Consider the following 25498-nt stretch of genomic DNA (forward strand, 5'->3'; position numbering starts at 1 on the left):
AACACCACATGACAAGAATCCTACTATTTAGCCTTTTGTTTGCCCTCATGGGCTGCTCCACTTCCAAAAAACTTTCCACTTTCCAGCATAAAAGTCACAACTTTAGCTACCTGGTCGATTTAAAGAACATTAAGAATGATCAGGTGAAAGTAGTATTCCTGGTACAAGGAATTTCTGAGGATAAAATGGAGTTCTGCCTTCCTAAAATTGTCCCTGGTATTTATGGTGCTATGGACTTTGGTCAGTATATCTCGAATCTTAAGGCCTATGATGCATCGGGGAAAGAGATCAGGAGTTCCAAAGAAGGGACAAACTGTTGGAGTCTGGAAGGAGCCCGAAATCTGGCAAAGATTGAATACTGGGTAGATGACACCTGGGATGTATTTGATATGACGATGGAGGAAAATTTCTATCGCTCTGCGGGTAGCTCCTTTAGCCCGGATCATTATGTCCTCAACAACAATTGCCTGTTAGGATACCTGAAAGGCCACGAAAACAAAGCGGCTCAACTCAGCATCCAACGTCCTGCCGAAATGTATGGTGCAACTAGTCTGCAAGCTAGGTCCGGCAACAAATTAGTTGATGTCTTTGAAGCCAAATCCTATCACGAACTGGTTGATAGTCCTATTCTTTATGCAAAAGCAGATACCAGCATATTGAAATTCCCGGATATAGAAGTCGAAATTGCTGTTTATTCCAGTTCTGGTACTAAGCTGGCGAAAGAACTGGCAGAGCATATCCGTCCCTTGATTGAAAATCAAAGAAAATACCTGGGAGGAAAATTGCCGGTAAAGAATTACTCCTTCCTTCTTTTCCACAACCTCAATCCTGACAAATACAGCTACCTGGGAGATGGCCTGGAACATCAGCAATCTACTTTGATCCTCTTGTATATGCCTTTGGATCTAAACGTTATCAAAGGCAATGTATATGGGATCGCCAGCCATGAATTTATCCATACCATTATGCCGCTGGGGATACATTCCGAAGAGATTGCCAATTACAATTACAATGATCCTAAATTCTCCCGGCATATCTGGCTATATGAGGGCATGACCGAATACTTCACCATCCACATGCCGATCAAAAATAAAGTTCAGCAGCTGCCAGATTTCTTTCGGGTATTACAGCGAAAAATCAAAGAGAGCAAGCAGTTTGATAAAGACCTTTCCCTGACGGAACTCAGCCTGAGTCCAATGGACAAACAAGACCAGTATTACAACGTCTACCTGAAAGGGACCCTTACCAATATGTGCCTGGACATAGAATTGAGGGATTATTCTAAGGGAGAGTATGGCGTACAGGATATGGTCGCTCAATTATTGGCAAAATATGGCCCTGATCGAGCCTTTAAGGATGATGAATTCTTTGAGGAAATCATTGCTTTGACCAAATGGCCGGGTATGAGAAATTTCATTGAGCAATACATCGAGGGGACAACTCCTTTGCCCCTTAAAGATTATTTCGAAAGAGTAGGCTTCAAGTATAATGAAGGGACCTTGATTTTGTCAGAGAATGAAGCGGCAAGCGCTGAGCAGCTTCAATTGAGGAAGTATTGGATCGATCAATAAGACTTTCAAATACTCTTTGTCATCCTATACTTGCCTAAGAGCTAGGGAAGAAAAGAATTCTTAGTTTGTGGTATTTGAATAAGCAGCAAAAGGAGAGGGGATAAATCCGTTAAGTGTCATTGGTTTAAAAAACCGTCCGGGATGTTGGTTTCCCTCTCCCTCTGATTCAAAACTAGAACAGTACAGTAGGCTAAGAGCCAGAATGTAGGATTGATAAGTTCGAATCAGAGCTGCTCAAATATAGGATTATGGATAATAACGTATATGGAATCGACATTGCCAAAAAAAGCTTTGAAGTAGTCTGTCTTAATGATAGTGGGAAAAGCTGGGTAAAAAGCTATTCCAATACTGCTTCGGGCCATTGTAAATTTATCGAAGTCCTCTCTCAAGGAGATCTCTGTGTCATGGAAGCAAGTGGTCCCTATTATTTATCCCTGGCCTTTAGTTTACATCAGCATGGGATTAAACTAAGTGTAGTTAATCCCCTGGTCATTCGCCGCTACAGTCAGATGCAATTAAGGCGAACCAAGACCGATCAGCAAGACGCGCGCTTAATTGCTCAATATGGACGGGATCACCGAAGCTTTATTAAGCCCTGGCAGCCTCCAGCGGCTATTTTTCTCCGCTTACAGCAGTTTTTGACTAGCATTAACCTATTTCAAAAACAGCTCCAGATGCTTCGTAATCAGTTCGAGGCTATGGATCAAGTTCCCATAGTGGATCCTTTGGTAAGAAGTCAGCAGCTTTATCTGATTGAACAACTACAAGCTTCGATCAAGCGGCTGGAGCAACAGATGCTCAGCCTTAGTAAAGAGCATTGTTCACAAAGCTATCAGTCGCTTATGAGCATCCCAGGTATAGGACCTAAGACCGCTTGTTTGTTGATCTGTATTACCCATGACTTTAGCCGATTTGAGTCTGCCAAACAATTGGTCGCTTATTTGGGATTATGTCCTCGTATTTTCACATCGGGTAGCTCTGTAAAGGGAAAAGAGAGGATCGTAAAAATGGGGCAGGCCTTGGCAAGAAAGTATCTCTATATGGGAGCCTTTTCCGCGATGAAAGTAAATCCTCTTTGTCAATCTATGGTAGAAAATATGAAACAAAAGGGTAAACATCATAAAGTCATTAGAGTCGCCGTTGCTCATAAACTCTTAAGGCAGGCTTTTGCTGTAGCTAAAAATAGAACTCAATTTAATCCCAATTTTATTTGACTTTTACTACAGTACATCCCGGCCTAAATACTAGAGTTGGGGTGACAGGAAGTTTGTAGGAAGGTGAAAAAGGGGGGCCTAAGAATTTAGGTCCTTCGCCTTAGCTCAGGAAGATACCTTTTGGTTTGCCTTTCCAAATCTTACCCGCCGCATAAAAAAACAAAAAGGCAGGCCTATGGCCTGCCTTACACACATATAGCGATTCCTTAGGCTGAAGGAATATGTATTTTGGGATTCCAAATCCCTGTCGCAGCTGTTTCTGTAACGTAGGTCGAAAAATCTTTGGGCTTTCGTCCCAATACCTTTTCAATATCATGGCTAATCTCTGAAACAGCAGGATCACCGATCACCTCTGCAAAGAGGTAGTTGACCAGCCAAACATAATCTGCTGGTACTCCTGCTTCCTCTAACATCTTTCGATAGGCTTCCAGACTGACAGGGGTAAAAGCAATTTCTCTTCCAGTCACCTCCGCAATTTCTGCTACAACTTCTTTAAAGCTCAAGCTGCGAGCGCCAGTTAATTCATAAAGTTGTCCGTCATGTGCTGAACTGAGCAGAACTTCCAAAGCCACATCAGAAATATCATCTGTATCCACAAAAGGTATCTGAGCATCAGCCTGGGCAGTTGCTACATGACCTGCCTGGATGGGTTCAAGAAAAAAGCTCTCGCTGAAATTCTGGCTAAACCAGCTCGCTCGAATGATGGTATAGGCTATGCCTGAGTTGATCACAATCTGTTCGCAAAGTTCTGCTTCTCTCTCGCCTTTCCCGGAAAGTAAAACAAGCTTTTTGATTCCAGCTTTCTGTGATTCCTTTACCAATTGTTCTATTGCTTCTTTCGCACCGGGAACTGCCAGGTCAGGTTGAAAAGTGATATATACTTTATCCATTTCTGCCAGTGCTGCCGCCCATCCTTGCGGTTTTTGCCAATCAAAAGAAGGACTTGCACTTCTCGAACCGATTCGGACTTCGATTCCCTTATTTTGTAGTTTTTTAACTACTTTTCTTCCGGTTTTACCCGTTCCGCCGATGACTAATATCTTGTCTTTCATAATCTTATGGTTTGAATGTTATAGGTGAATCTTGAATGTTTTATAGTTGAAGACTGTGTTCTTTGTCCGTGAAAGCAGCCAATAGGCTTAAGAGTAGGGCCAGGAGAGAAAAATAGGTGCGGATGCTGTGCAAACGGTTCCATTGTAGCTCGTAGGAATGCCTGATCTCATGAAGCGCTTCTTTGCTCAATTCTTCTATCTGTAGGATATCCAGTCCATCGTTTAGGGGAACATTACCAAAAGCGGTTACGCCAAAGGTTCCGATAAGGTAGGATAATGTTGCGCCCAGGATCAGGTAAAATGCCAGGCCCATACCGGATTGAAGTTGTGCATAGGTGTTGAGCAGGAGGAAAATCAGGCTACCAAAAAAGATGGCATAAAAGGCCGGGTTCAGGATTGCTCGATTGATGGATTGCATGCTTTCAACATAGGCATGGTCATCAATGCGTTTGGTTCCAGGGATCACTGAGACTTCCCATGCATAGAATAGACCTGCAGAAAGTCCCGTCAGGAGGATGGCAACAAACAGAGAGCTGCCTTTTAAGGTGAATTCCATTTTATTTCTGTATAAATGATTGTGAATTGATCCAGTTTTGGAGGGTATCGTATTCGGCTTGAGTCAGCTTGATTTTTCTGCCTCTGGGCATGCGCTTTTTGACGAAGACCTGTTTGTAAATCCTGGGAGCCAGTTCTTCCATATTCTCCAGGCTAAAAACCCTTCTAGGATTCTGCTTTTGATGGCAGACATTGCATTTTGCCTTAAGAATTTCGAATGCAGCTTGTTTGAGTTCTTCCGGAGGCAGGCTTTCGGAACCCGGTCCCCAAACGATAAAGGAAGGAAGCATAAATAGTCCCCAGATTAGGACCAGACTTCGACTTAGATTTTGTGTTATTTGTTTCATCTTTCTGTGTACTAATTGTTTGATGAAACAAAGTTGGGGCCTTCACAAAGAAGTCATTGGTCCCAAAAGGAGTATGATTTGTTCGAAAAGGATAATTGGGGTGGGAAGTGCAAATAAGAGACTGGAAATGAAAAACTCAGCAGCTATTTCTAAGCTTTTACCTTCTCCGTTTCTTAATATTCATTTATTTCTTATATCCGGATTTCACTAGGCCTATATCCATACTTCTTAGCAAAAGCATTGGAAAAGGAGCTGAGACTATCGTAGCCTACCTGCCAGGCCGCTTCTTGCACACTGAATTCCTGCTTTCTCAATAAGTCATGAGCTTTTGAGAGTCGTTCGTTTTGCAAGTATTTGAAAACCGGAACTCCGAATACTTCTTTAAAGTTCTTTTTTAACTTGAAACTGTTCAGGCCAATCAGTCGAGATAGTTCAGATAGAGAGGGAGGAGTTTCCAGATTATTGGCGAGAATTTCTTTGGCTTCGAAAATCTTTTGCCTTTCATCCGACTTGATTCTCTTTTCTTTCAACACTGCCAATTCTCCAAAAAAATGAGAAAGTAAGGCAGTTATCTGACTTCGAAAGAACATCATTCTCGTCTTTCCCTCAAAGCGACAATTAAAAAGCTGATCTAGAATATTATGCATCTCAGGACTCATGAAAAAAACAGGTCCCTCTACATAATGATCTGTGGGATGTGTCAATTGATAGAGGAATTCGGAAAATAATTCGCCCTCCTGATTGGGGAGTTTTTCCAGATTTTTCAGAGAGGTAACGATAACAATGGAATTCAGGACTTTCTCTGCTGAAACCGTATGCACAAATTCAACCTGATCATCGGCATAAAAGGAAAGAGCCATACCTTTGGTATGTGTAAAATCTTTATGCTTATCGCCATACTTTACCCGAAGGTCTACATTTCCTTCTCCATAAAAAGCTACAGCAACAACTTCTTCATCAAAGGTACAGGCATCGGTGGTAACCTCAATTGCCTGAGATTCTTCGACAAGAATGGTGAAATCATTGATATCGATTATATCTCGGGTCATAAACAATGATACATAAAATCAGGAATATTTACTTTCTGTATACGGAAATTAAAAAATCGGTTTGGAGGCAGGAAAAATAATCAGCTTCTTATTTGAAAAATCGCGGGATGCTTCGCTTGCTAGAAAATATTGGGAGACATATTGAGTTGGATGAAAGAGAAGAAGCTTTTGTCCTTTCCTTGCTCAAAAAAAAGCGTCTGAAAAGAAAAGACTTCCTTCAAAGACAGGGAGAACTATGCAGGTCTATCTATTTTGTGAACAAAGGGAGTCTGCGCTGCTATTATGAGGGGCCTGATCAAAAGGAAAGCACTATTATGTTTGCTTTTGCAGATTGGTGGATCACAGATATGCGCTGCTTCATCCATCAACTTCCTGCTGATACCCATATTCAAGCCCTGGAGGAAAGCGAGGTAGGGGAGATTTCAAAAGCCAGTTTTGATCAACTTTTTGAAGAGATTCCAAAATTTGAACGCCTTTTTCGCATCCTCATGCAAAATGCCTACATCCGTGAACAGACGCGTATGCTTGAACATTTGACCTGTTCAGCTGAAGCGCGCTACCAAAAATACATTAGCAAATATCCCCGCATAGAACAATTGGTCTCTCAAAAACATATCGCTTCTTATCTGGGTATCACGCCCGAATTCCTCAGCTTTACCAAAAAGAAGGCCCAGCAAAAGAATTCTTAAGTTAGCTTAAGATTTTTCTCCTACTCATCAACCATCTTTATAAAAAAAGACCTATGATGATTATGATTTCTGGTCCCTATCGTAGTGGGACCAATGATGAACCTTCGCTCATTAAAGCAAACCTCGACAAATTGGAAGCTCCTGCTTTGGCAATTTTTGAAAAAGGGCATGTACCTGTAATTGGTGAATGGTTTGCATTGCCGTTAATGAAATTGGCGGGATCAAAAGAAGTGGGAGATGAAATTTATGACAAGATCTCTTATCCTATTGCACACCGCATTTTGAGGAGTTGTGATGCTATTTTACGGATTGAAGGTGCTTCAAATGGTGCGGATATGGATGTAGAAGTCGGAAAGAAACTCGGTTTGCAGATTTTCTATAACTTAGCTGATATACCTGATGAATCTGATCAATAGAATCGGTTCATGATCATTTCAGCACACATTTTATGTCAGCCGGATATTCTCAAACTCCCCTTGCAAAGAAGCTGGGTATCAAGCCTGGATTTAGTATGCTGCTTCATCAGGCCCCTGATCACTATTTTGAACTTTTTGCAGATTTGCCTCAAGATCTACAAATCTTGGAAGTAGGCCTGGAAGAAGGAGTAGATTTTATTCACCTTTTTTGTACAGAGATGAGCGATTTGGAGGCGAAAGCAGAACTACATAAATCTTACTTGAAAAAGACAGGATTGATGTGGGTGAGTTGGCCGAAAGGGAAGTCTAAAATACCGACTGATCTCAAGCGCGAACCTATTAGGGATCACCTTCTGAGTATAGGTCTGGTAGATGTGAAAGTTGCAGCTATTGATGAGGATTGGAGTGGACTGAAGTTTGTGTATCGGGTGAAAGACCGCTAATCCCGGATCCTAAAATTCGTGTCAAAAATTCTTATTGGTATATTAGGGTAATATAAACGCTACTATTACCCTACAAATGAAATTCTTTACTTTTCTCGGAATTGCATTATGCATCCTGGGCTGCTCTGCAACAGGAGAAAATTCCACTAGTGATTCGCAGGAATCAGCCTCCCAAGAACTCCCCAATATCATATATATTCTGGCTGATGATTTGGGTTATGGAGATTTGAGCGTCTATGGACAGACAAATTTCTCTACCCCTAATATTGATAAACTGGCTGCCGAGGGTATGTTGTTTACGCAGCATTATTCGGGAAGTACGGTTTGTGCACCTTCTCGTTCTGCCCTCATGACCGGCTTACATACGGGGCATACTTTTATTCGGGGAAATAAGGAAGTTCGTCCGGAAGGACAGCATCCATTGCCCGATAGCATTTTAACGATGGCAGAAGTGCTAAAAGATGCGGGATATGCAACTGGAGCTTTTGGGAAATGGGGGCTGGGATTTCCCGCATCTGAAGGAGATCCCAATAATCAAGGATTTGATACTTTTTATGGCTATAACTGCCAACGTCTAGGCCACCATTATTATCCCTACTATTTATGGGACAATCAGACAAAAGTGGATTTGCCTAATAATGCAGGCAAGGCGAAAGGAAGCTATGGGCCTGAACTCATCCATGAACAAACGCTGGCATTTATAGAAGATCACCAGAAAGATCCCTTTTTCCTTTTCGTCCCCAACATCATCCCCCATGCAGAATTGATTGCTCCAGAAAAATACATGGAAAAGTATAGAGGAAAATTTCCTCCTGAAAAAGAGTATAAAGGAACGGATGATGGGGAAAATTATCGACAAGGCCCTTATGAATCCCAGCAAGAATCTCATGCGGCTTTTGTAGCCATGATTGACCTACTCGATCAACAAGTAGGGGAGATCATCTCCAAGGTCGATGAATTAGGATTGCGAGAAAATACCCTCATCATTTTTACCTCTGATAATGGTCCCCATAGAGAAGGAGGAGCCGATCCCGAGTATTTTGATAGCAATGGAAAACTTAAAGGATTTAAAAGGGATTTGTATGAAGGAGGTATCCGCGTGCCCATGATCGCGAGTTGGCCGGGCAAAATTGCTGCAGGAACTTCCAGTGATCATATCTCTGCCTTCTGGGATGTTTTTCCGACGGTAGCCGAACTTGCAGGACTGGAAATCCCAGTAGCAGTCGATGGCTTATCATTCGTTCCTACTTTGTTGGGGGAGAAGGAGAAACAGCAATCTCATGAATATCTCTACTGGGAATTTCACGAAAGAGGAGGAAGGCAGGCAGTTAGAAAAGGAAATTGGAAAGGCGTTCGATACAATGTGCTGAAAAATCCTGATGGTCCGTTGGAGTTATATGATCTTTCTGTAGATATAGGCGAAGAAAATAATCTGGCTGAGCAGCATCCCGATATCGTCCAGGAAATGGAGGAGATATTGAAGTCTGCAAGGACACCTTCAGAGGTTTTTACCTTTGGGCAGGGGACGTATTTAGGGAAGAATTAAGGTGCTCTTGTGTTCATATGTTCTGGAAAATTTAACCCGAGGACAAGAACACCAGAACACGCCCCTGTGAACCTTCGGTGCAATCGTTGAGACAGCAGGATTCGAACCTGCACTTGGAGTGTCAAAGACTCCTGTACTACCCTTATACCATGTCTCAATGTGAAGGCTTGGAACGATTCGAACGCTCATCTCCTGATTCGTACTCAGGGGTTCTTTCCAATTGAACTACAAGCCCTTTTGGGTGCTGGCGGGGATTCGAACCCCATCACCTGATTCACAGTCAGGCTGCTTACCATTAGCATAACCACACCATATGCAGTGCGCATGTGTTCAAGTGTTCTTGTGTTCCCGTTTCGTACTGGCACTTGATACTTGAATTTGCGCTTGCACTTTCTCTTTTCTTGTTTTTCATGCCAGCTCCCCCAGAAGGGGAGCCAGCAGATTTGTCTCGTACTCCGTAGGGGAATCGAACCCCTATTTCCTGGTAGAAAGCCAGGTGTACTAAGCCATTATACGAACGGAGCTTAGGTGCTTCTTTCCTTATGGAAAGGTGCTGGTCAGGGAAACAGGATTCGAACCTGCGACCTCCCGCGTCCAAGGCGGGCAAACAACCAACCGTTCTCTTCCCTGATAGATGCAGTACGCGAGTATTCTCCTTTCGCACTACTGCTAGATTCTTTCGCAACGCCGACGGGACTTGAACCCGCATCCTCCCGGGAGACAGCCGGGCGCTCTAGCCAATTGAGCCACGGCGCTGTGAAGGGGGAAGTGTTAGCGTGTTTGGGTGTAAGAGTATTAGGGTTAAATTATGTGTTCTCACTAACACCCTAAAACTCAAATACACTAACACTTCCCTTCGTGGAGCAGACAGGATTCGAACCTGTGTCTTCAGGATTTCACCCTGATGTATTTAACCGCTTTACCACTGCTCCTAAAAATTTGAGCACAAAAAAAGCATCTCTTGGAAAGGAGATGCCGGCATATCAATCTATGGATGTGATAGACTAATCCGGATAATTATCCTCCTCTCTTTTTGCAATTTGAAAGCCGGGTCGATCCTGAAACTGTTCATGTACAGTCTGCGGATGCATAGAACCTTCATATATGTGATCAAAATTTATCATGAGATTTAAAATGTTTGTCTGATTAGACGATGCAAAGCACAGGAATGTTTCACAAAAATGCAAGAAAAATTTAAATTAAATTATTGATAATCAATGTTTTATGTAATGTTTTGGGCAAGGGGTATCCCTTCGTTTTTCAACGTTTTCGTCATGATTGTACAATTGTCTGTCTCTCAATTGTTTGTCGGTTCATGCGCTAAGTCTATCTATTTTTCGGGTCGAAACATTTTTTTTGAATTTTTTGCATAAAAAAAGCGTCCAAATTTCTTTGGACGCTAAATATCTTTAGTAGAAAGAGAGGTTTATCATATATAACAAACAGATATAAGGCGTCCTTTTCGGTCTTTCGGTTCATGGCGAAAGTCGATAAAGTCGCTAGACTGCTTGTTCAAATATGAATTTATCTTTTTCATTTTTTTAGATTCACTATTTTCTATACGATTAGATAATGCGCAAAGGTTGCTTTTGCACTTTATTTATACAAAAACAAGTAGCGCAAATCTTATCTTTTTCTTTCTATAATCGTCTATCCTGCCATCGATAGTCCCGAAATCTTTAAAAAAGAAACTAAGCTCTATGCATATTTATAATTCAAATGTACTGCCAGGAAATCCCTTTCACCTAATTAGAATAGGTAAAAAAGCAGGAAAATCTAGCTGAAATCTTAGCTTAATTTTCATTTTCCTGTGACTCCCGCTAAAGAATACTCTCCATATAAAAGAGGAAGTCAATTTTATTGTCGATACAATCTGCTTACTTTAAATGCCTTTTCATATGAGTTAAAGATCTATCTACCTCTTGTATAACAAAAGCCTCCTAAGAATGTAACATTATCCGGACACTTGGATATTAATTTTGATAGAAAATATTGAAATTGATGAATTAGGTCGAAAAACTGATAAGAAAAGCATAATGGCCTTATAGCATGAGAATATTTATCGTTGAGGATGATCCATTTTTCGCAAATCTGATTGAATTCGTTCTGGAACAGAATCCTGATAATGAAGTCAGGAAATTTGAAACAGGGCAAGCGGTTCTGGATCAATTGCACCTCCATCCTGATGTGATTTCCCTTGATTATTCTTTACCGGATATGAATGGTAGAGATTTATTGGCGAAAGTTAAAGCAAGAAGCCCGGAAAGCAGGGTAGTAATTATTTCTTCCCAGCAAGATGTTGGGACTGCCATTGCTATGCTGAAAGAAGGAGCCTATGATTATATCGTAAAGGACGATGACATCAAGGACCGAATATGGAACACCTTTCGCCATCTGAAGGGGGAGAACAAGCTAAAGAAAGAAGTCGAGGTACTAAGGGAAAAAGTTCAGGAGAAATATGATTTTTCTCAGAGCATAATTGGAGAAAGTGAGGCGATAAAAAAATCTTTCCGCAAAATATCCAAAGCCGCCAAAACCAGTATCAATGTCACAATAAGTGGGGAAACGGGTACAGGTAAAGAAGTAGTGGCAAATGCCATACATTTCAATTCTGCGAGAAAGAAGGAAAAATTTGTAGCCGTTAACATGGCTGCCATTCCACGTGAGCTTATAGAATCAGAACTTTTCGGACATGAAAAAGGAGCCTTTACCGGCGCCATGAATACGCGAATAGGAAGATTTGAAGAAGCCCATGGAGGAAGCATTTTTTTGGATGAGATAGGAGAGCTGGATTTGAATGTGCAGGCTAAACTCCTACGCGTTCTGCAGGAAAGAAAGGTGATAAGGGTTGGGGGAAATAAAGCAATCGAAGTAGATGTCCGAATTATCTCTGCTACTCATAAAAATCTTGCAGAGGAAGTAAAAAATGGAAGTTTTCGACAAGACTTGTATTATCGATTACTGGGACTACCAGTTGAGCTTCCTCCATTAAGGGATCGAGGGAAAGATATATTACTCTTGGCCAAAGTATTTTTAGAAAGCTTTTCCAAAGGAAATCAAACCCCCATTTTGCTTAGCCGAGAGGCTAAAAATAAATTGATGAGTTATCACTATCCCGGTAATGTTCGGGAATTGAAATCTGTAGTTGAGTTGGCAGCTGTAATGGCAGAAGGAGAGCAAATAGAGGTCGAAGACATCACCTTCAATCAATTGGATGGGATGGGTGATTTATTGATGGAAGCAGATACCCTAAGAGGATATACCCGCAAGATCATCCAGCATTACCTGGATAAATATGAGTACAATGTGATGAAGGTTGCCGATAAACTGGAAATTGGCAAATCGAAAATTTATCAAATGATAAAAGACGAGGAATTAAGCATTAAATAAGGATCCGAATTATGAAAGGAATAGTATTTACCGAGTTTCTTGATTTTGTAGAAGAACATCATGGAATACTTACGGTCGATAAAATCATTGAGAATAGTAATCTTGATTCTGGAGGTATCTACACAACAGTGGGTACCTATAGCCATTTTGAAATGGTTTCTCTGGTAACCCAATTGAGCAAAGAGCTTGAGGTAGAAATAACAGATTTACTAAGAATTTACGGAGAGCATTTTTTCTCTGTACTGCTAAAATCCTATCCTGCCTTCTTTGAGAATCAGAACGATTGTTTTGAATTTCTCAGCAGCCTGGATTCTTATATTCATCCTGAGGTGTTGAAACTATATCCAGATGCAGAATTACCAAGTTTCGATACCATTTCTCGAAGCGAGGATCATCTCCGGATGCTTTATACCAGCAATCGAGCCCTTTACAGCTTTGCAGAAGGATTGATAAAAGGAACCTTCAATTTCTTCCAATTTCAGGGAGAACTAAAAGTGGAATCTGTGATAGAAGATGGCAAAAAGGTCCAATTTGTCATAAATAAAAACTGATGAAAGAAGAGCTAGAGGCTTTAAGGCGGGCGCTTAACCGAGAGAGGCAAGCGAGAAAGATTGCAGAAAAGATTCTGGAAGAGAAGGCTGCCCAATTGTATGAGGTCAATCAAAGATTGATCGAGAGCAATGAGTCTCTGGAAGAAATTGTACTAGAAAGAACCCGGGAGATCGAGCGTATTGCAAGGATTCCCGAAGAAAGTCCTTCTCCATTTTTACGGATTAATAACTCTGGAGAGATTTCTTATAGCAATAGAAAAAGTAAAGAGCTTTTTGGGGAAAAGCTGGAAAGGATCGATCCACATTTCTCTGAAATGGCAAAACTGGCACTTGAGCATGCAGAGCAGATCGAAGAAGATTATGAGTTGGATGAACGAGTGTATGCTGTCTGGGCGGTTCCTGTATTAGAAGCTGAATACGCTAATATTTACTTTAAAGATGAAACCCTGGAGAAAAAAGCCAAACAGCGGCTATTGGAAAGCGAAGAGAAGTACCGAAAAACCGTTGAAGAATCCATTGATGGCATTATTAAATTGAATATGGATGGCATAGTTACCTATGTCAATCCCGCAGGAGAAAATTTCTTTAGTACCAGGAAGGAAGAATTAATCGGCAGGTCATATACAGAATTTATTTCTGGGGATAGCGAGGAAAAGTTCACAGAACTTTTCAAGATCGTCTCAGAGCAAGGGATTTTGCCTCAAAGACGACAAGAACTGACCGTGGCAACTTCTCAAATGGACCTCAGATTTATCAGCGCAAATTTTAATCTGAATGTAGAGAACAATGTTCCATCTCTAACTGTCGTCGCGAGAGACATTACCGCGCGTAAAAAATCAGAAGCTGAATTGATCAAGGCTCGATTGAAAGCGGAAGAATCTGCGAATGCAAAAGAACAGTTTTTGAAAAATATGAGCCATGAGATACGAACACCTATGAATGCCATTATCGGCATGAGTGATCTCCTTCTCAAGACCCGGCTCACACCCAAGCAGCAGGAAATGTTGGAGGTAGTTTCTGTTTCATCCCGAAATCTCCTGGTTGTCATCAATGATGTCCTGGACCTTTCGAAGGTAAATGCAGATAAAATAGTTCTCGAAAAAATAGGATTCAAACCTCGGGAAATCATTAAACATATTCTTGACACGAATCGAATCAAGGCTGATAACCGAAATGTCCTTCTGGACTTTCAAATAGCTAAGGAAGTCAAAGAGATATACATCGGTGATCCCTTTCGGCTAAATCAAATTCTCTTAAATCTCGTCAGCAATTCCATAAAATTTACTGAGAGTGGATCCGTGAAAATTTGCCTTCATGCCGAGGAAATAGATTCAGATTCTCAGCGCCTGATATTTGCAATAAAGGATACAGGTAAAGGTATACATCCGGATAAACTGCTTAAGATTTTTGAGGCTTTCGAGCAAGAAGACAGCAGCATTTCTCGCAATTATGGAGGTACAGGCCTGGGATTGTCCATTTCTCAAAAACTGCTTGAGCTTCATGGTGGAGAGATGCAAATCAAGAGTGTCCTGGGAGAGGGCAGTACTTTTTCCTTTGGTATCGTTTATAAAAAAGGATCAGAAGAGGATATCCCGAACCTTGAGCTGCCAGAAAATGATTTGAGCTTGCTGGAAGGCCTGAGGGTTCTCCTAGCAGAAGATAATCGCTATAATCAGACCCTGATTGAGACACTTTTCCAGGACCTCAAGATTAAGCTCAAAATCTGCAACAATGGGGAAGAAGCCCTGGAAGCTTTAGAGAAAGAAAGTTTTGATCTGGTGCTCATGGATATACTAATGCCTAAAATGGATGGTGTCAGAGCTACATCCATCATCAGATCCAGAGAATTATGGCAAGAGCTTCCTATTCTCGCGCTCACCGCCAATGCCTTCGAAGATGAGGTACAGCGATATTTGGAATTGGGAATGAATGATGTCATGTCGAAACCCTTCGAGCCCGAAGTACTTTTTGCAAAAATGATCCGATTGACCAACAGAAGGAATTTATTGGATGAATACTCGCAGGAAAAAACGGTCTCTATTCCCCCCTCAAAAGATGCCTTTCCTCTTTATTCCCTGGAGAAATTGGAAAAGATGTTTTCAAATAACCAGGATTTCGTCCGGAAAATGGTAAATACTTTCCTGGAAACCACACCGGAAATTTTGGAAGATCTTCAGGAGGCATCAGAAGCAAAAGATTGGAAAAGGGTGTCGGACATTTGCCATAGATTGAAAAGTTCCCTCAATACCCTGGCAGTCGACAGCCTGAAAGGGGATCTCCTGATTCTTGAAAAAGAATACCAGGACCACTCTGATCAGGAAAGATTGGATATGGTAAAAGGAATCCTGTCTATCAGTAAGAAAGTACTGGATGCGCTTGCTTGCCATTGATTCCAAAATCTGGAAAGCCTTCCACATTTCAATCCCTTTCATTTCTAAAATAAGGCACTAAAAGCCCGAATAGCTGTTTTTTCGCTTGGCATGACTATGGAATACCCATAGAAAGCCTCAGATTATGGAAAACAGCAAAAAGATATTCATCATTGAAGATGACCCCTTCTACAGCGCCTTATTGCACTCCTTCCTAAAGCTTAAGGGCTATCGGGACATTCATGTATTCTCGAAAGGGACCGAAGCTCTGCAACAACTGGAAGAGCAGCCTGACCTTATATTGATTGATTTTGATTTGGGTGACTCTGCCTATCCAGGCAAGAGAGTCCTGCAGGAAATTAGGAGGATCAATGAGCAAATCCCTGTCATTTTTATTTCCGGGCAGAAATCCATCCATGAAGCCATCCAAACCCTCAAATTCGGAGCCATGGACTATATCCAGAAAAGCGACCACACCCTGGAAAGACTGGATCGAAAAATAAATGAGTTATTCCATCCAACTTCAGTCTTGACAAGTATGGACATACAAAAGAAAAATAAACGACACAAATTCTTCATGGGTGGAATATTTTTCATTCTGGCCCTGGGCATTTCAATTTCCTATATGTAAAGCAATCCTATGTACCAAATTAGCTATCTGTATCTATTGGGAATGCTGGTCCTGACATCCTGCGCACGTCAGAACTTTTATAGCATGAGCAGTCCAAATTCTTATCAGTCCTTATTGTTAAGCGTAGAAGAACAAACTCCCAGGATAAGGCCTCACGACAAAATCAGTGTGAGTATTTGGGGGCATGAAGATCTGAGCATAGGCTCAGTCTATGGCATCTACAACTCAAACGAAGTCTTTGGTAAATGGATTCTGGTAGACAAGCAGGGCCATGTACAATTACCCAAATTAGGTGCGACCAGACTCGGGGGACTAAGTATTCAGGAAGCAAGGGAAAAACTGGAACGTCAGTATGAAGCTTTCGTTGTAGAACCTATTATAGATGTCAAGGTCCATAGCCACGAAGTTTCAATTATCGGTCAGGTAATCTCTCCAGGAAATTACCCGCTTTATGAGGGGAAAAATACCATTTCTTATTTCATAGCTGCTGCCGGTGGAACTGATTTTCACGCCAAACTAACGGAAGTCAAACTCAGCAGGCAAAATACTACCTATGAACTAGACCTTACCCGACTTAGCCCTGATGTTCTGAACAACATTGCCCTCTTACCGGGAGATGTTATCTACATTCCTACCCGACAGGCAAAACTGCTGGAAAAAAAATCTCCGGTATTGCTTGCGCTGGCCAGTGTGGCAACTACTGTTTTTTTATTTCTAAGCCGATAAGATGATGGAGCAAAGAGATTTGCTTGGGCTCATCCGTCCTTTGAAAAAGGGATGGCTGTTTATTGTGAGTATGGTATTGATAGCTGTATTCATCGCCCATAATATATATATCTATCAATTGCCCGTTTATGAGTCGCAATGCCTGATAAAACTGGATGATACCTATTCGGGTTTTTCCGATAATAACCTCTATCAGGATCTTGATATTTTTGCTGAGAACAATGATATCGCAACGGAGGTAGAAGTCCTCAAATCAGACACCATTCTGAAAAAAGCAGTGGACAAACTGGATCCGATCGAATACCATCGCATTGGCAGTCTGATAAAGCAGGATATTTACAAGGATCATCCTTTTTCTCTTCGCTTTGATTCCCTTTCTTTTAGGGATTACGACCAGCTCTTTTTTGTAGACGTGCTGGATGCAAAAAGTTTTAGACTGGAAAGAAAAGGCAAATTCCAATCAGGTAATTTTGGGCAAGCCCTAGTATTTGAGGGGAATGAATTGACATTGGAGCTATCCGAAGATTGGGTAAAAGAACATAGCAGCATCCATCTTCCCGGGCGCTATTCTTTCAGGCTCTGTAGTCCTGAGTACCTTTTGCAAAATTTTGTAAAAGGAAATTTGCTGGTGAAAGAGGTTAAGGAACATGTGCGTGTGATCCGTATTTATTTTGAAGGACGAAATGCCGAACGTGTCGCAGATTTTACCAATGCCATAGCCAACTCCTACCTCGAAGATCATATTGCCCACAAAATGACAGCAGCGAATCTGACGGAGGACTTTTTAGATAATCGGATTCGGGAGAGTTTGGATAAACTCAATAGGGCAGAAAGGGCACTTGAAAGCTTTCGCCTAAACAATAAAGTCCTGAACCTGGGGCAGGAAACGGAAACAGATCTGAGAAAAATCGCTCAATTGGAAATTCAGGAAACCAACCTCAATATGAAATTGGTGGTTCTGGATAGCCTGAACAAATATGTCCAGCTGGATTTGGAGAAATTTTTACAATTGGCACCTAGTTATGAAAGCTATGGAGGCCTGCTCTTTACGGAACTGGTAAAGCAGTTGAAAAGCCTGGAGGAAGAAAAAATCGAATTGGAGAGAAAGTATGCAAAAGGCAGTGATGAACTTTTGTCAGTGGATCAGAAGATTCGCAATCTGGTTAGCTATATCAAAGAAAATATCCACAATCATAGAAAAAATAGCTATGCCCAATTAGACAAAATTGAAAAGGATATCAATGGAGAAAAGAAAGCTCTAGAGTCTATCCCGACTGTAGAAAAGAATCTCAAGCGACTCGAGCGGGACTTCAACAATTATCAGGAGCTATATAATTTCCTGACGAAAAAACAGCTGGAAGCCGGAATTGCAAAACGAGCAAAACTATACTTTCACCGAATTCTAAACCGGGCGAAAGTAGCTGTAGCTCCAACAAATCCAGGTAAATGGTTTCTCAGGCTATTGGCGATCTTCATAGCATTGCTGCTTTCGGTGTTTGTCCTTTACCTCCATGATTTTCTATCAGGGAAAATATGGGAAGTTGAGCTGCTGAAAGAGAATTCCCCCCCCTCAACTTTTATCCTGGAAGAAAGCAGAAGCAAAAAATTAAAAGAAGATTTTGGACTAACACTGATCAGCCAGCTCAAACGTCAAGAGAATTCTTCTGCTTTCCTCGCCTTTTGTCCTTCCAATCCTCAGGTTCAATATGCAATACAACTTAAACAAAGCCTGGAGGCTTTATCCCTTTCCGGAGAAAAAATTCTGTGTTTGCACTGGGAAGAAGGAAGGGTAGGACCTGAATCAGCAAAAAGCAGCTTGATACGGTCTTATCTGGATGCTGAGATTGATAGCAATAAGTTGAAATCTTCCTTGAATACGCGGGAAACTCTATATGAAGAAATGGATATTAGGTCTGACTTGAGCCGACTGCTGGACGAAAATTTCAACAAGCGCTTCAAAAGTCTGGACAAATATTTTGATAGGATCGTGCTGGTATTGCCAGCTCCCGAGGAGGCTTCACTGGTTGAAATGCTGGAACCTCTCTATGATCGATTGTTCATTGTATTTCAGAAAGGAGTATCCAGAAAAAAAGAACTCGCATATTTCTCAGATTCTGCCACTGATTCATTGGCAAAGAAGGCTGCAATTCTCCTGGATGAAAGAAGTAGAACCTTTTTCCCCTTTAGTAGCTGGATAAAAAAACAGCGACCCTTAGTTCGTAAATGGAATCTCCAGAAAAGTTTAAGTGCTTAATTAAAATCATGAGACCGATCATTCATATCGTTTTGGGGAGGGCCAATCCCAACAGGCTTAATGGCGTAAATCGGGTAGTTCACAATCTGGCAGAAGAACAACATGCGCTGGGCTGGGAGGTTTCCGTATGGGGGATTACCGCTTCCTACCAAAAAACAGAAACCCAAAAGCGAAACTATCATAGCTGTTGGTTTCCGGACAAGGGCTATATGCGGATTTCTACAGAACTGAAAGCAGCACTTAGCGCATCTTCTGCAGATACCGTATTTCATTTTCATGGAGGCTTTATCCCACATTTTATCCTCATTTCTCGGTATCTCAGGAAAATAAATAGAAACTATGTCCTGACTCCTCATGGGACCTTCACCCAAGGGGCTATGGAGAAGAACAAATGGCTGAAAAAACTCTACTTCAGATGTTTAGAAAATCTTTTGATAAAAGGGGCAAAAGCAGTTCAGTGTTTAGGCCATGCAGAGCAAAGTGATTTACAGGCTTTGAGTGGATGTCCCTCCATAATATTGATCCCTAACGGGCAGAACTTCGCTGAACTAAGATATGATCATTCAATTCCTCCTTCTACAGAATTTATAATAGGCTATTGCGGGAGAGTTGAGGAACGGCAGAAAGGACTTGATGTATTGTTAAAAAGTTTTCGGTTTTACAGGGAACAGTTGGAAGGCAAAGGGAGCCTGCATTTGGTAGGCGATGGGCCATATTTAGAGGAAATGAAAAGGCTCTCTTCAGAATTGGAGCTTGATAGCTATATCCATTTTTGGGGAAGGAGGTTCGGACAGGAGAAAGTGCAAATCCTATCACAAATGAAACTCTTTGTCCATAGCTCACGAAACGAGGGTCTCCCTACAGCAGTCATCGAGGCTTTATCTCTGGGCATTCCCTGTCTGGTCAGTAAAGCTACCAGTATGGATACTTATGTAAAAATGGCAGAGGCAGGTTGGACCTATGAGGAAATAGATATTCCCAGGATCGCTCGATTGCTAAGAGAAGCAGAAAAAGAATACGAAGAGGGAAGACTTAAGGAACGTGCAGAAAGAGCTGCAGAAATGGCTCGCCGAGAATTTTCCTGGAAAAAAGTAGCCGAACAAACGCAATTGCTTTATCAATGAGTTTCCGGAAAATACATCTCCCTGGGATTCTCTTTTGGATCAGACTCATCCTCTTTTTCAAGATCTTTGGTTTCCTGGCACTTTTTGAAAGTGGGGCCTTGAATAAAATCATCAAGATTGGTCTGGGTACTTCTATGACCATTGCGATCCTGCTGCTGAGCAACTTTTTACTAAGACGGGGAATTTCCTTAAGAATACAGCTTAGAAACAGTCTGGCTTTCTGGGCCTACTGTGCGTATTTCGTACTGGCTGCTATTTCTATTTCCTGGGCTTTTGATCAAAGCTTTGCCTTGATCCAGCTGTTTCGGGATTTAGATTTATTGATCTTCTCCTTTCTTCTGATCAGATTGTTGAAATCTTTGGAATCTGCCTTCCCGGACCAAAGTTTCGGGCTTGCTCGCATCCTGTATATTCCCGTGAGTTTAAATGCAGCTTATTTTTTGATGGGCTATTTTCTGGCACCGGAAAGCTTCATTCGGCTGACCCACGGGGGGGATATTGCACGTTTGGGAGGACTTATTATGAATCCAAATGAACTTGGGATGCTCTGTAGTTTTGGAGCCGCCTGCATCCTCCTCCAATTCTCTTCCAATAAGAGATACATTCTCCCGACTCTCCTGCTACTTATTTGTCTCTCTGTGATGTACCTCACGGGTTCCCGATCCAGCCTGATAGGATTTTCTCTCTTACTGGGTCTTTTGCTCTTGAGATCCAGAGGATGGTGGCCCAAAATACTTTTGATAGGATCGATCTTATTTCTGCTACCCTTTGCTGCGCAAAAGATCATTTTCAATGAGGAGAAAGGAGGGGCAGAAGAAGTTTTAAGTATGACCGGCCGGATTCCCTTTTGGCATGCCTTGCTGACGGAGGCTTTACCTCAGGAACCTTTGCTGGGCTTTGGCTTCATGAATATCTATTATACCAAGTACTTTCAAGGGAAAAATACTTATCCAGCCACCATGACTCACAATACCTTTGTGCAGGTATTGCTGAATTTGGGTTTTCTGGGTGCTAGTATTGTCCTGATTCAAATGGGGACCAGCATTCGAGCAGTTATTAGGGAAAGCCTTAGCCGGAAAAGGAGGGAGTTTTGGATTCTATTCATTCCCCTTTTCATCAACAGCCTGACTGAATTTGGGATATGGGGTGAAACAAATTATGGCATTCTCTTTTATCAACTTCTTTTCCTGTCTTTTGTGCTTCATGCCAAGCCCTCCAAGCAAGAACAACTTTTCCAAATACCGCAGTCTTTTCCAAAAAATGGAAAAGCTTCAACTGAGAATAGGCTTGTATGTTGATCCTGGCCCTTTTTTTCTCCTGGCACATGATTAGGATTGTCTTCTGTGTGCGCAATAAATTCTCCAGGCAAGAATCTTTAAGCAATGCCTTCTAACAGCTACCAAGTAATTAAAAATCCTGATGGAAGTCCTCGTTGGATTGTTCCGGAAGAAGACCGAGAGGCTCTCTTTCTGAAATTCTATCCGGCCTTTAACAAAAGAAATAGAAGACTTAGAAAAATCCTTCGCTTAGCATTTAAATATGGACTACAGAATGTATGCTCAAAGCGATTATCAGACAAAGATCTATCAAAATTATTGGGCTATTCGCCTTCGGAACTAAGCCATGAAAAACAATTCGCGCTCTTTACAGGAACTCCGGGCCCTAACCGAAAGATCCTGCTGTATGAGCGAACAAAAAACGATAAGGCCTATTTCTCCAAAATTGCCTATGGTGAAAACGCTCCAAAGCTGATTGAAAATGAGTTTCGGGTTTTAGAGATGTTAAATCAAAAATGCCCCAAACATTTTTGGTTTCCGAAACTCTTTTCTTTCACCCACAAAATCTTAAAAACCCATGAGCTTAAGATCACAGAAAGCAGCCATCAATGGAGCCCAGCGCATAGTCGTTTTCTTCAGGAAATCTATTCCTGGGGAATTGAAGAAGTTGAATCGCAATCCCTTATACCTGAAAAGATATTGAATGTTGATTGTGAAGACCCTGAGGCCCAAAAGCCTCTGGAACAACTACACAATACCCTTGCTGTCAGTCATGAGCTAATTGAAAAACAAGCGTTCATGCTTAAAACAGCCTTTGGTCATGGAGACTTTTGCCCCTGGAATACAGCCGTGAAGGGGGCAAAACTCCAGGTTCTGGACTGGGAACTGGCAGGAGATTATCCAATGCTGTATGATTTATTCCATTTTGTTGTGCAGCATGAAATATTGAATACAGGTAGCTCAGCCCGGGCGATCTTCCAGAAAGTGCGAGAATTAGTGAGGAGTGAAGACGTCCGGGTTCTTTTATCTGCCTATAAACTGGATTGGAAGCATCAGTTTATGGCCTATCTCATAAAACTTAGCAGCTATTATTCCCAGATATATGCCCGTCAATCTCAGCTTCATTCCCAGGCTTTCAAACTCATGGAAATTTGGACACAGCTGCTAGAATTGGGAAATGCATATTTGAAGAAGGATAGCTTTCGCAAGCAATTTATTCGATTGATTTTTGAGGAAATTAAAGAAACTGACTATGCATTGATGAAGTTTTTCGAGGGAGATATAGAATTATTGAAAGAAGAAAGTGATCTGGATATTTTTATACAAAAAGCAGACTACTCTAAGATCAATAAACTGATTTCAAGCTCCCCTCTGGTTTCTCATAGTCGAATCAGAAGATACTCCTACATGCAAAGCCTGGAGCTCTTCTTTCTGGACGGCAGTTTTCTTTCGATAGATCTCATTTCTCAACTCAAAAGGCGATCACTTGAATATTTTCGCATCGAGAAGGTTTTGGAAGATGCTGAGATCAATGATTGTGGTATCAAACTTCCGCGTGCCGAAGATAATTTTGCCTACATAGCTTATTTCTATACCCTGAATGGAGCTGATATTCCGGAACACTATAAAGTGAATTACTGGCATTATGCTAATGCATTTTCATCTGAAAAAGTCAGCAAAAAATTATGGCAGGCCAATTTCTCTGAAGGGCTGTCGGCGAAAAAGCAGGAAGAATTGTTGGAGAACGTTCAAAAGCGACCAGAGAATCAGGGGTTTTCCTCGCTTAAAAATCAGCTATCGTACCTGGCTGATAGCATACGGAAAGTAATCCGGAGAGATTCTTTGACCCTTACGCTTAGTGGAGTCGATGGAGCTGGAAAATCGACATTAATTGCCCGCTTAAAGCAAAGATTGGAAAAGAAATACCGCAAAGAAGTAGTTATCCTTAGGCATCGTCCTTCTCTTCTGCCAATCTTGAGTTCATTCATTTTGGGGAAAGCAAAGGCGGAACAAAAAGCATCTGAGACCTTGCCAAGGCAAGGGAAAAACAGGAGCTATCTATTCTCCTATCTGCGTTTTTTCTACTACCTCCTTGATTACTTTCTGGGAGAAATTTTTATCTGGTATCGGCATAAAAGCAGGGGGAAAGTGATCCTTTACGATCGCTATTATTTTGATTTCATCAGTGATCCAAGAAGGAGCAACCTGAGCTTACATAAGGGCTTTACTAAACGTATGTACAGATGGATTAATAAAGCTGAAGTAAACATCTTTTTATATGCTCCTGTAGAAGAAATCCTTTCCCGAAAACAGGAATTACCAGCTAAAGAGATTGAAAGTTTATGCCATTCCTACAAGGAACTCTTCGAGGAATTTGAGCGAAAATATGCGCAGAGTTATGTCAACCTGAACAATCTCGATTTGGAAGAAAGTCTGGATTTCATCGAAACTTTATTTGCGAAGGCTGCCTGATATGATTAGAAAATTACTGGAACGCTTAATTCGCAAACGCAATCCCGCTTTTGCATTCGATTCTCAGATAGGGAGTTCTTTGCTCCTGTCCCTGATTTTAAAAAAGGGGATAATGTTTTTGCGATCAATAATTTATCAGTCTCTACATATTCGGAAACCCGGCTTGCAGTTTTTCGGTAAGAGGGTTTCCATTTTTAATATTGCTCAGGTCAAATTAGGTAAGTGGGTCGTGATTCATGAGGGCGTTTATTTGTCTGCTTTAGGAAAAGGGACACTTTCTATTGGAAATAATTCTGGTATCGGAGCCTATAGCCGAGTAGAGATTTCTCAATCTTTTCATGATTTGGGGGAATTTATCCGGATTGGGAAGAATGTAGGAATTGGCCCATTTGCTTCCTTGGGTGGAGCCGGATCGCTTGAAATAGGGGATGATTGCATTGTCGGACCTTATTTCAGTTGTCATCCGGAAAATCATGTTTTCGACCATATTCAGATGCCGATTAGGCTTCAGGGGGTAGAAAGAAAAGGAATAAAGATCGGAGCCAATTGTTGGATAGGGGCAAAGGTTGCTATCCTGGATGGAGTCGAAGTAGGGGAAGGTTCAGTGATTGCAGCCGGTGCGATCCTAACCCAATCTTTTCCTCCCTATAGCATAATTGGAGGAGTCCCGGCAAGAGTCCTGCGGTCTCGATTAGGAGATAATGAAGCAACTGAAATCTTAAGTAAAATATGAGAATTTGGGCCTTTCATCTGTTTAATGACTACTCAGGTAGCCCCTTGATGCTGAAAAATGCACTCAAGGCGATGGAGTCTGCCGCAGAAATTCATCTTTGGACCTCGAAAAGCGAGGGTTTCCTTTCGGACGCCAAAGTCCATCAATTTCATCCGAACTCTTATCGTTGGAAATCTGGGAAATTGGGTTTACTGTTCAATTTGATTAGGGCCCAGTGGGAGGCATTTATGCTGGTTTATAAGAACAGGAAAAGTATAGATGCTCTTTACCTCAATACCCTCTTGCCAGCAGGTGCAGCTTTAGCAGGTAAATTCTGCGGCATCCCTGTCATTTACCATCTCCATGAACCTCAACTTAATAATAGGCTACTGTTTCATCTCCTTAAAGCCACTGCAATTTGGACTGCGGATAAAGCCATTTTCGTTTCCAGCTATTTGCAAAGTTGTTTTCCAGAGCTCGCGGATAAAGGAGAAGTGATCCCTAATGTCTTGAGTGAGAGTTTTCTGCAGGCGATCAAGCATTCAGAAAAAAGGCAAAGAGAAGGTACCCTCATGCTTTGCTCATATAAGGCCTATAAAGGAATCGAAAACTTTGCAAGTCTGGCAGAAAATGACGGGGAGCGTTCTTATACCCTGATCCTAAACTCCTCCGAGGACCAAATTGCTGAGTTCCGAGAAAAACATAAAGCGCTGAAAAATCTATATATCCAGAGTTCTCCTGCTGATTTGCATCCATATTACCAAAAGGCTGCGCTTCTCCTCAATCTGTCTCATCCTGATAAATGGATCGAAAGTTTTGGGATGACGGCCTTGGAAGCTATGTCTTATGGGCTTCCCTGCATCGTACCGGAGGTCGGCGGCATCGCGGACCTGGTTACAGAAGAATGTGGATTTAAAACCTCTGTGTATAAGCCTGAGAAAATTTCCAGGCAAATTGATTTCCTCTTTTCGGATGAAAGGATTTATGCTGAATATTCCCTTTCAGCTTTGCAAAGAAGTAGGGACTATAGTTTTCAAGCATTTAAAGAAAAGCTATGCGCTTTCCTTGGCCTTCCTCAATCCCAGGCAATTCTCTCTTAAGAGATAGGCT

21 protein-coding genes and 7 tRNA genes are annotated in these 25498 nt (G+C 41.6%); 17 read left to right on the forward strand and 11 right to left on the reverse strand.

The window, feature by feature from the left end; all coding sequences use genetic code 11:
- The first annotated feature begins 8 nt into the window (after nucleotides 1-8).
- Both R8P61_04470 and R8P61_04475 read left to right on the forward strand, forming a co-directional pair.
- On the forward strand, nucleotides 9-1571 hold the full coding sequence (locus tag R8P61_04470) for a hypothetical protein (protein ID MDW3646298.1): 1563 nt from the start codon (nucleotides 9-11) through the stop codon (nucleotides 1569-1571).
- Between the two features lie 248 nt (nucleotides 1572-1819).
- On the forward strand, nucleotides 1820-2785 hold the full coding sequence (locus tag R8P61_04475; protein ID MDW3646299.1) for an IS110 family transposase: 966 nt from the start codon (nucleotides 1820-1822) through the stop codon (nucleotides 2783-2785).
- 206 nt (nucleotides 2786-2991) lie between these two features.
- On the opposite strand, the gene R8P61_04480 is transcribed toward R8P61_04475, so the two are convergent.
- The 4 genes from R8P61_04480 to R8P61_04495 form a co-directional block, all read right to left on the reverse strand.
- Entirely contained in the window at nucleotides 2992-3837 is an 846-nt protein-coding gene (locus R8P61_04480; GenBank protein ID MDW3646300.1) for an NAD(P)H-binding protein, read from the reverse strand.
- A 40-nt stretch (nucleotides 3838-3877) separates the two neighbouring features.
- Nucleotides 3878-4393 (reverse strand): anthrone oxygenase family protein, encoded by a 516-nt coding sequence (locus R8P61_04485; protein ID MDW3646301.1) that lies wholly within the window; start codon nucleotides 4391-4393, stop codon nucleotides 3878-3880.
- A 1-nt stretch (nucleotide 4394) separates the two neighbouring features.
- Nucleotides 4395-4739, reverse strand: coding sequence for a hypothetical protein (locus R8P61_04490; protein MDW3646302.1), 345 nt, complete (start codon nucleotides 4737-4739; stop codon nucleotides 4395-4397).
- 191 nt (nucleotides 4740-4930) lie between these two features.
- Nucleotides 4931-5788: an AraC family transcriptional regulator gene (locus R8P61_04495; protein MDW3646303.1), complete on the reverse strand. Its 858-nt coding sequence runs from the start codon at nucleotides 5786-5788 to the stop codon at nucleotides 4931-4933.
- Between the two features lie 107 nt (nucleotides 5789-5895).
- Here R8P61_04495 and R8P61_04500 point away from each other — a divergent pair, with 107 nt between their 5' ends.
- The 4 genes from R8P61_04500 (at nucleotide 5896) to R8P61_04515 (ending at nucleotide 8882) form a co-directional block, all read left to right on the forward strand.
- Nucleotides 5896-6477, forward strand: coding sequence for a Crp/Fnr family transcriptional regulator (locus R8P61_04500; protein MDW3646304.1), 582 nt, complete (start codon nucleotides 5896-5898; stop codon nucleotides 6475-6477).
- Between the two features lie 53 nt (nucleotides 6478-6530).
- Nucleotides 6531-6893 carry a DUF4406 domain-containing protein gene (locus R8P61_04505; protein ID MDW3646305.1) on the forward strand — a complete coding sequence of 121 codons (363 nt, stop codon included), beginning with the start codon at nucleotides 6531-6533 and terminating at the stop codon, nucleotides 6891-6893.
- Between the two features lie 32 nt (nucleotides 6894-6925).
- Nucleotides 6926-7336: a DUF3052 domain-containing protein gene (locus R8P61_04510; protein ID MDW3646306.1), complete on the forward strand. Its 411-nt coding sequence runs from the start codon at nucleotides 6926-6928 to the stop codon at nucleotides 7334-7336.
- Between the two features lie 76 nt (nucleotides 7337-7412).
- A complete protein-coding gene (locus R8P61_04515) occupies nucleotides 7413-8882 on the forward strand; it encodes an arylsulfatase (protein MDW3646307.1) in 1470 nt (489 codons plus the stop codon).
- Between the two features lie 86 nt (nucleotides 8883-8968).
- On the opposite strand, the gene R8P61_04520 is transcribed toward R8P61_04515, so the two are convergent.
- The 7 genes from R8P61_04520 to R8P61_04550 all read right to left on the reverse strand — a co-directional run bounded on the left by R8P61_04520 (nucleotide 8969) and on the right by R8P61_04550 (nucleotide 9814).
- Nucleotides 8969-9039: transfer RNA gene (locus R8P61_04520), tRNA-Gln, on the reverse strand.
- A gap of 5 nt (nucleotides 9040-9044) precedes the next feature.
- Nucleotides 9045-9117: transfer RNA gene (locus R8P61_04525), tRNA-Arg, on the reverse strand.
- Between the two features lie 3 nt (nucleotides 9118-9120).
- Nucleotides 9121-9192: transfer RNA gene (locus tag R8P61_04530), tRNA-His, on the reverse strand.
- A gap of 141 nt (nucleotides 9193-9333) precedes the next feature.
- Nucleotides 9334-9406 (reverse strand) — tRNA-Glu (locus R8P61_04535).
- Nucleotides 9407-9436: 30 nt separating this feature from the next.
- A tRNA-Pro gene (locus tag R8P61_04540) sits at nucleotides 9437-9512 on the reverse strand.
- Between the two features lie 52 nt (nucleotides 9513-9564).
- Nucleotides 9565-9638, reverse strand: a tRNA-Asp gene (locus tag R8P61_04545).
- A gap of 103 nt (nucleotides 9639-9741) precedes the next feature.
- A tRNA-Phe gene (locus tag R8P61_04550) sits at nucleotides 9742-9814 on the reverse strand.
- A 1117-nt stretch (nucleotides 9815-10931) separates the two neighbouring features.
- On the opposite strand from R8P61_04550, the gene R8P61_04555 reads away from it, so the two are divergent.
- The 11 genes from R8P61_04555 (at nucleotide 10932) to R8P61_04605 (ending at nucleotide 25488) form a co-directional block, all read left to right on the forward strand.
- Nucleotides 10932-12272, forward strand: coding sequence for a sigma-54 dependent transcriptional regulator (locus R8P61_04555; protein MDW3646308.1), 1341 nt, complete (start codon nucleotides 10932-10934; stop codon nucleotides 12270-12272).
- 11 nt (nucleotides 12273-12283) lie between these two features.
- Nucleotides 12284-12823, forward strand: a complete 540-nt coding sequence (locus R8P61_04560; GenBank protein ID MDW3646309.1) for a heme NO-binding domain-containing protein — start codon at nucleotides 12284-12286, stop codon at nucleotides 12821-12823.
- Nucleotides 12823-15213, forward strand: a complete 2391-nt coding sequence (locus R8P61_04565) for an ATP-binding protein (protein MDW3646310.1) — start codon at nucleotides 12823-12825, stop codon at nucleotides 15211-15213. Before R8P61_04560 ends, R8P61_04565 begins: the two co-directional genes overlap by 1 nt.
- A gap of 124 nt (nucleotides 15214-15337) precedes the next feature.
- Nucleotides 15338-15823, forward strand: a complete 486-nt coding sequence (locus tag R8P61_04570; protein ID MDW3646311.1) for a response regulator — start codon at nucleotides 15338-15340, stop codon at nucleotides 15821-15823.
- Between the two features lie 9 nt (nucleotides 15824-15832).
- Nucleotides 15833-16549: a polysaccharide biosynthesis/export family protein gene (locus R8P61_04575; GenBank protein ID MDW3646312.1), complete on the forward strand. Its 717-nt coding sequence runs from the start codon at nucleotides 15833-15835 to the stop codon at nucleotides 16547-16549.
- Nucleotide 16550: 1 nt separating this feature from the next.
- Nucleotides 16551-18803: a Wzz/FepE/Etk N-terminal domain-containing protein gene (locus R8P61_04580; protein ID MDW3646313.1), complete on the forward strand. Its 2253-nt coding sequence runs from the start codon at nucleotides 16551-16553 to the stop codon at nucleotides 18801-18803.
- A gap of 8 nt (nucleotides 18804-18811) precedes the next feature.
- Nucleotides 18812-19927, forward strand: a complete 1116-nt coding sequence (locus R8P61_04585; protein MDW3646314.1) for a glycosyltransferase family 4 protein — start codon at nucleotides 18812-18814, stop codon at nucleotides 19925-19927.
- The gene (locus R8P61_04590) at nucleotides 19924-21225 is read left to right on the forward strand and encodes an O-antigen ligase family protein (GenBank protein MDW3646315.1); all 1302 of its coding nucleotides are present in this window, start codon (nucleotides 19924-19926) and stop codon (nucleotides 21223-21225) included. The genes R8P61_04585 and R8P61_04590 overlap by 4 nt, the downstream gene beginning before the upstream one ends.
- Before the next feature lie 84 nt (nucleotides 21226-21309).
- On the forward strand, nucleotides 21310-23676 hold the full coding sequence (locus R8P61_04595; GenBank protein ID MDW3646316.1) for a phosphotransferase: 2367 nt from the start codon (nucleotides 21310-21312) through the stop codon (nucleotides 23674-23676).
- Nucleotide 23677: 1 nt separating this feature from the next.
- Nucleotides 23678-24409, forward strand: coding sequence for an acyltransferase (locus R8P61_04600; GenBank protein MDW3646317.1), 732 nt, complete (start codon nucleotides 23678-23680; stop codon nucleotides 24407-24409).
- A complete protein-coding gene (locus tag R8P61_04605; protein ID MDW3646318.1) occupies nucleotides 24406-25488 on the forward strand; it encodes a glycosyltransferase family 4 protein in 1083 nt (360 codons plus the stop codon). Before R8P61_04600 ends, R8P61_04605 begins: the two co-directional genes overlap by 4 nt.
- The last annotated feature ends 10 nt before the right edge of the window (nucleotides 25489-25498 follow it).

The sequence above is a fragment of the Bacteroidia bacterium genome, from assembly GCA_033391075.1.
GTDB lineage: Bacteria > Bacteroidota > Bacteroidia > J057 > J057 > JAWPMV01.

What these genes read in the sequence shown, in the direction of transcription:
- R8P61_04470 (MDW3646298.1), top strand. Translation starts at nt 9, where the DNA reads ATGACAAGAATCCTACTATTTAGCCTTTTGTTTGCCCTCATGGGCTGC.
- R8P61_04475 (MDW3646299.1), top strand. Translation starts at nt 1,820, where the DNA reads ATGGATAATAACGTATATGGAATCGACATTGCCAAAAAAAGCTTTGAA.
- R8P61_04480 (MDW3646300.1), bottom strand. Translation starts at nt 3,837, where the DNA reads ATGAAAGACAAGATATTAGTCATCGGCGGAACGGGTAAAACCGGAAGA.
- R8P61_04485 (MDW3646301.1), bottom strand. Translation starts at nt 4,393, where the DNA reads ATGGAATTCACCTTAAAAGGCAGCTCTCTGTTTGTTGCCATCCTCCTG.
- R8P61_04490 (MDW3646302.1), bottom strand. Translation starts at nt 4,739, where the DNA reads ATGAAACAAATAACACAAAATCTAAGTCGAAGTCTGGTCCTAATCTGG.
- R8P61_04495 (MDW3646303.1), bottom strand. Translation starts at nt 5,788, where the DNA reads ATGACCCGAGATATAATCGATATCAATGATTTCACCATTCTTGTCGAA.
- R8P61_04500 (MDW3646304.1), top strand. Translation starts at nt 5,896, where the DNA reads ATGCTTCGCTTGCTAGAAAATATTGGGAGACATATTGAGTTGGATGAA.
- R8P61_04505 (MDW3646305.1), top strand. Translation starts at nt 6,531, where the DNA reads ATGATGATTATGATTTCTGGTCCCTATCGTAGTGGGACCAATGATGAA.
- R8P61_04510 (MDW3646306.1), top strand. Translation starts at nt 6,926, where the DNA reads ATGTCAGCCGGATATTCTCAAACTCCCCTTGCAAAGAAGCTGGGTATC.
- R8P61_04515 (MDW3646307.1), top strand. Translation starts at nt 7,413, where the DNA reads ATGAAATTCTTTACTTTTCTCGGAATTGCATTATGCATCCTGGGCTGC.
- R8P61_04555 (MDW3646308.1), top strand. Translation starts at nt 10,932, where the DNA reads ATGAGAATATTTATCGTTGAGGATGATCCATTTTTCGCAAATCTGATT.
- R8P61_04560 (MDW3646309.1), top strand. Translation starts at nt 12,284, where the DNA reads ATGAAAGGAATAGTATTTACCGAGTTTCTTGATTTTGTAGAAGAACAT.
- R8P61_04565 (MDW3646310.1), top strand. Translation starts at nt 12,823, where the DNA reads ATGAAAGAAGAGCTAGAGGCTTTAAGGCGGGCGCTTAACCGAGAGAGG.
- R8P61_04570 (MDW3646311.1), top strand. Translation starts at nt 15,338, where the DNA reads ATGGAAAACAGCAAAAAGATATTCATCATTGAAGATGACCCCTTCTAC.
- R8P61_04575 (MDW3646312.1), top strand. Translation starts at nt 15,833, where the DNA reads ATGTACCAAATTAGCTATCTGTATCTATTGGGAATGCTGGTCCTGACA.
- R8P61_04580 (MDW3646313.1), top strand. Translation starts at nt 16,551, where the DNA reads ATGATGGAGCAAAGAGATTTGCTTGGGCTCATCCGTCCTTTGAAAAAG.
- R8P61_04585 (MDW3646314.1), top strand. Translation starts at nt 18,812, where the DNA reads ATGAGACCGATCATTCATATCGTTTTGGGGAGGGCCAATCCCAACAGG.
- R8P61_04590 (MDW3646315.1), top strand. Translation starts at nt 19,924, where the DNA reads ATGAGTTTCCGGAAAATACATCTCCCTGGGATTCTCTTTTGGATCAGA.
- R8P61_04595 (MDW3646316.1), top strand. Translation starts at nt 21,310, where the DNA reads ATGCCTTCTAACAGCTACCAAGTAATTAAAAATCCTGATGGAAGTCCT.
- R8P61_04600 (MDW3646317.1), top strand. Translation starts at nt 23,678, where the DNA reads ATGATTAGAAAATTACTGGAACGCTTAATTCGCAAACGCAATCCCGCT.
- R8P61_04605 (MDW3646318.1), top strand. Translation starts at nt 24,406, where the DNA reads ATGAGAATTTGGGCCTTTCATCTGTTTAATGACTACTCAGGTAGCCCC.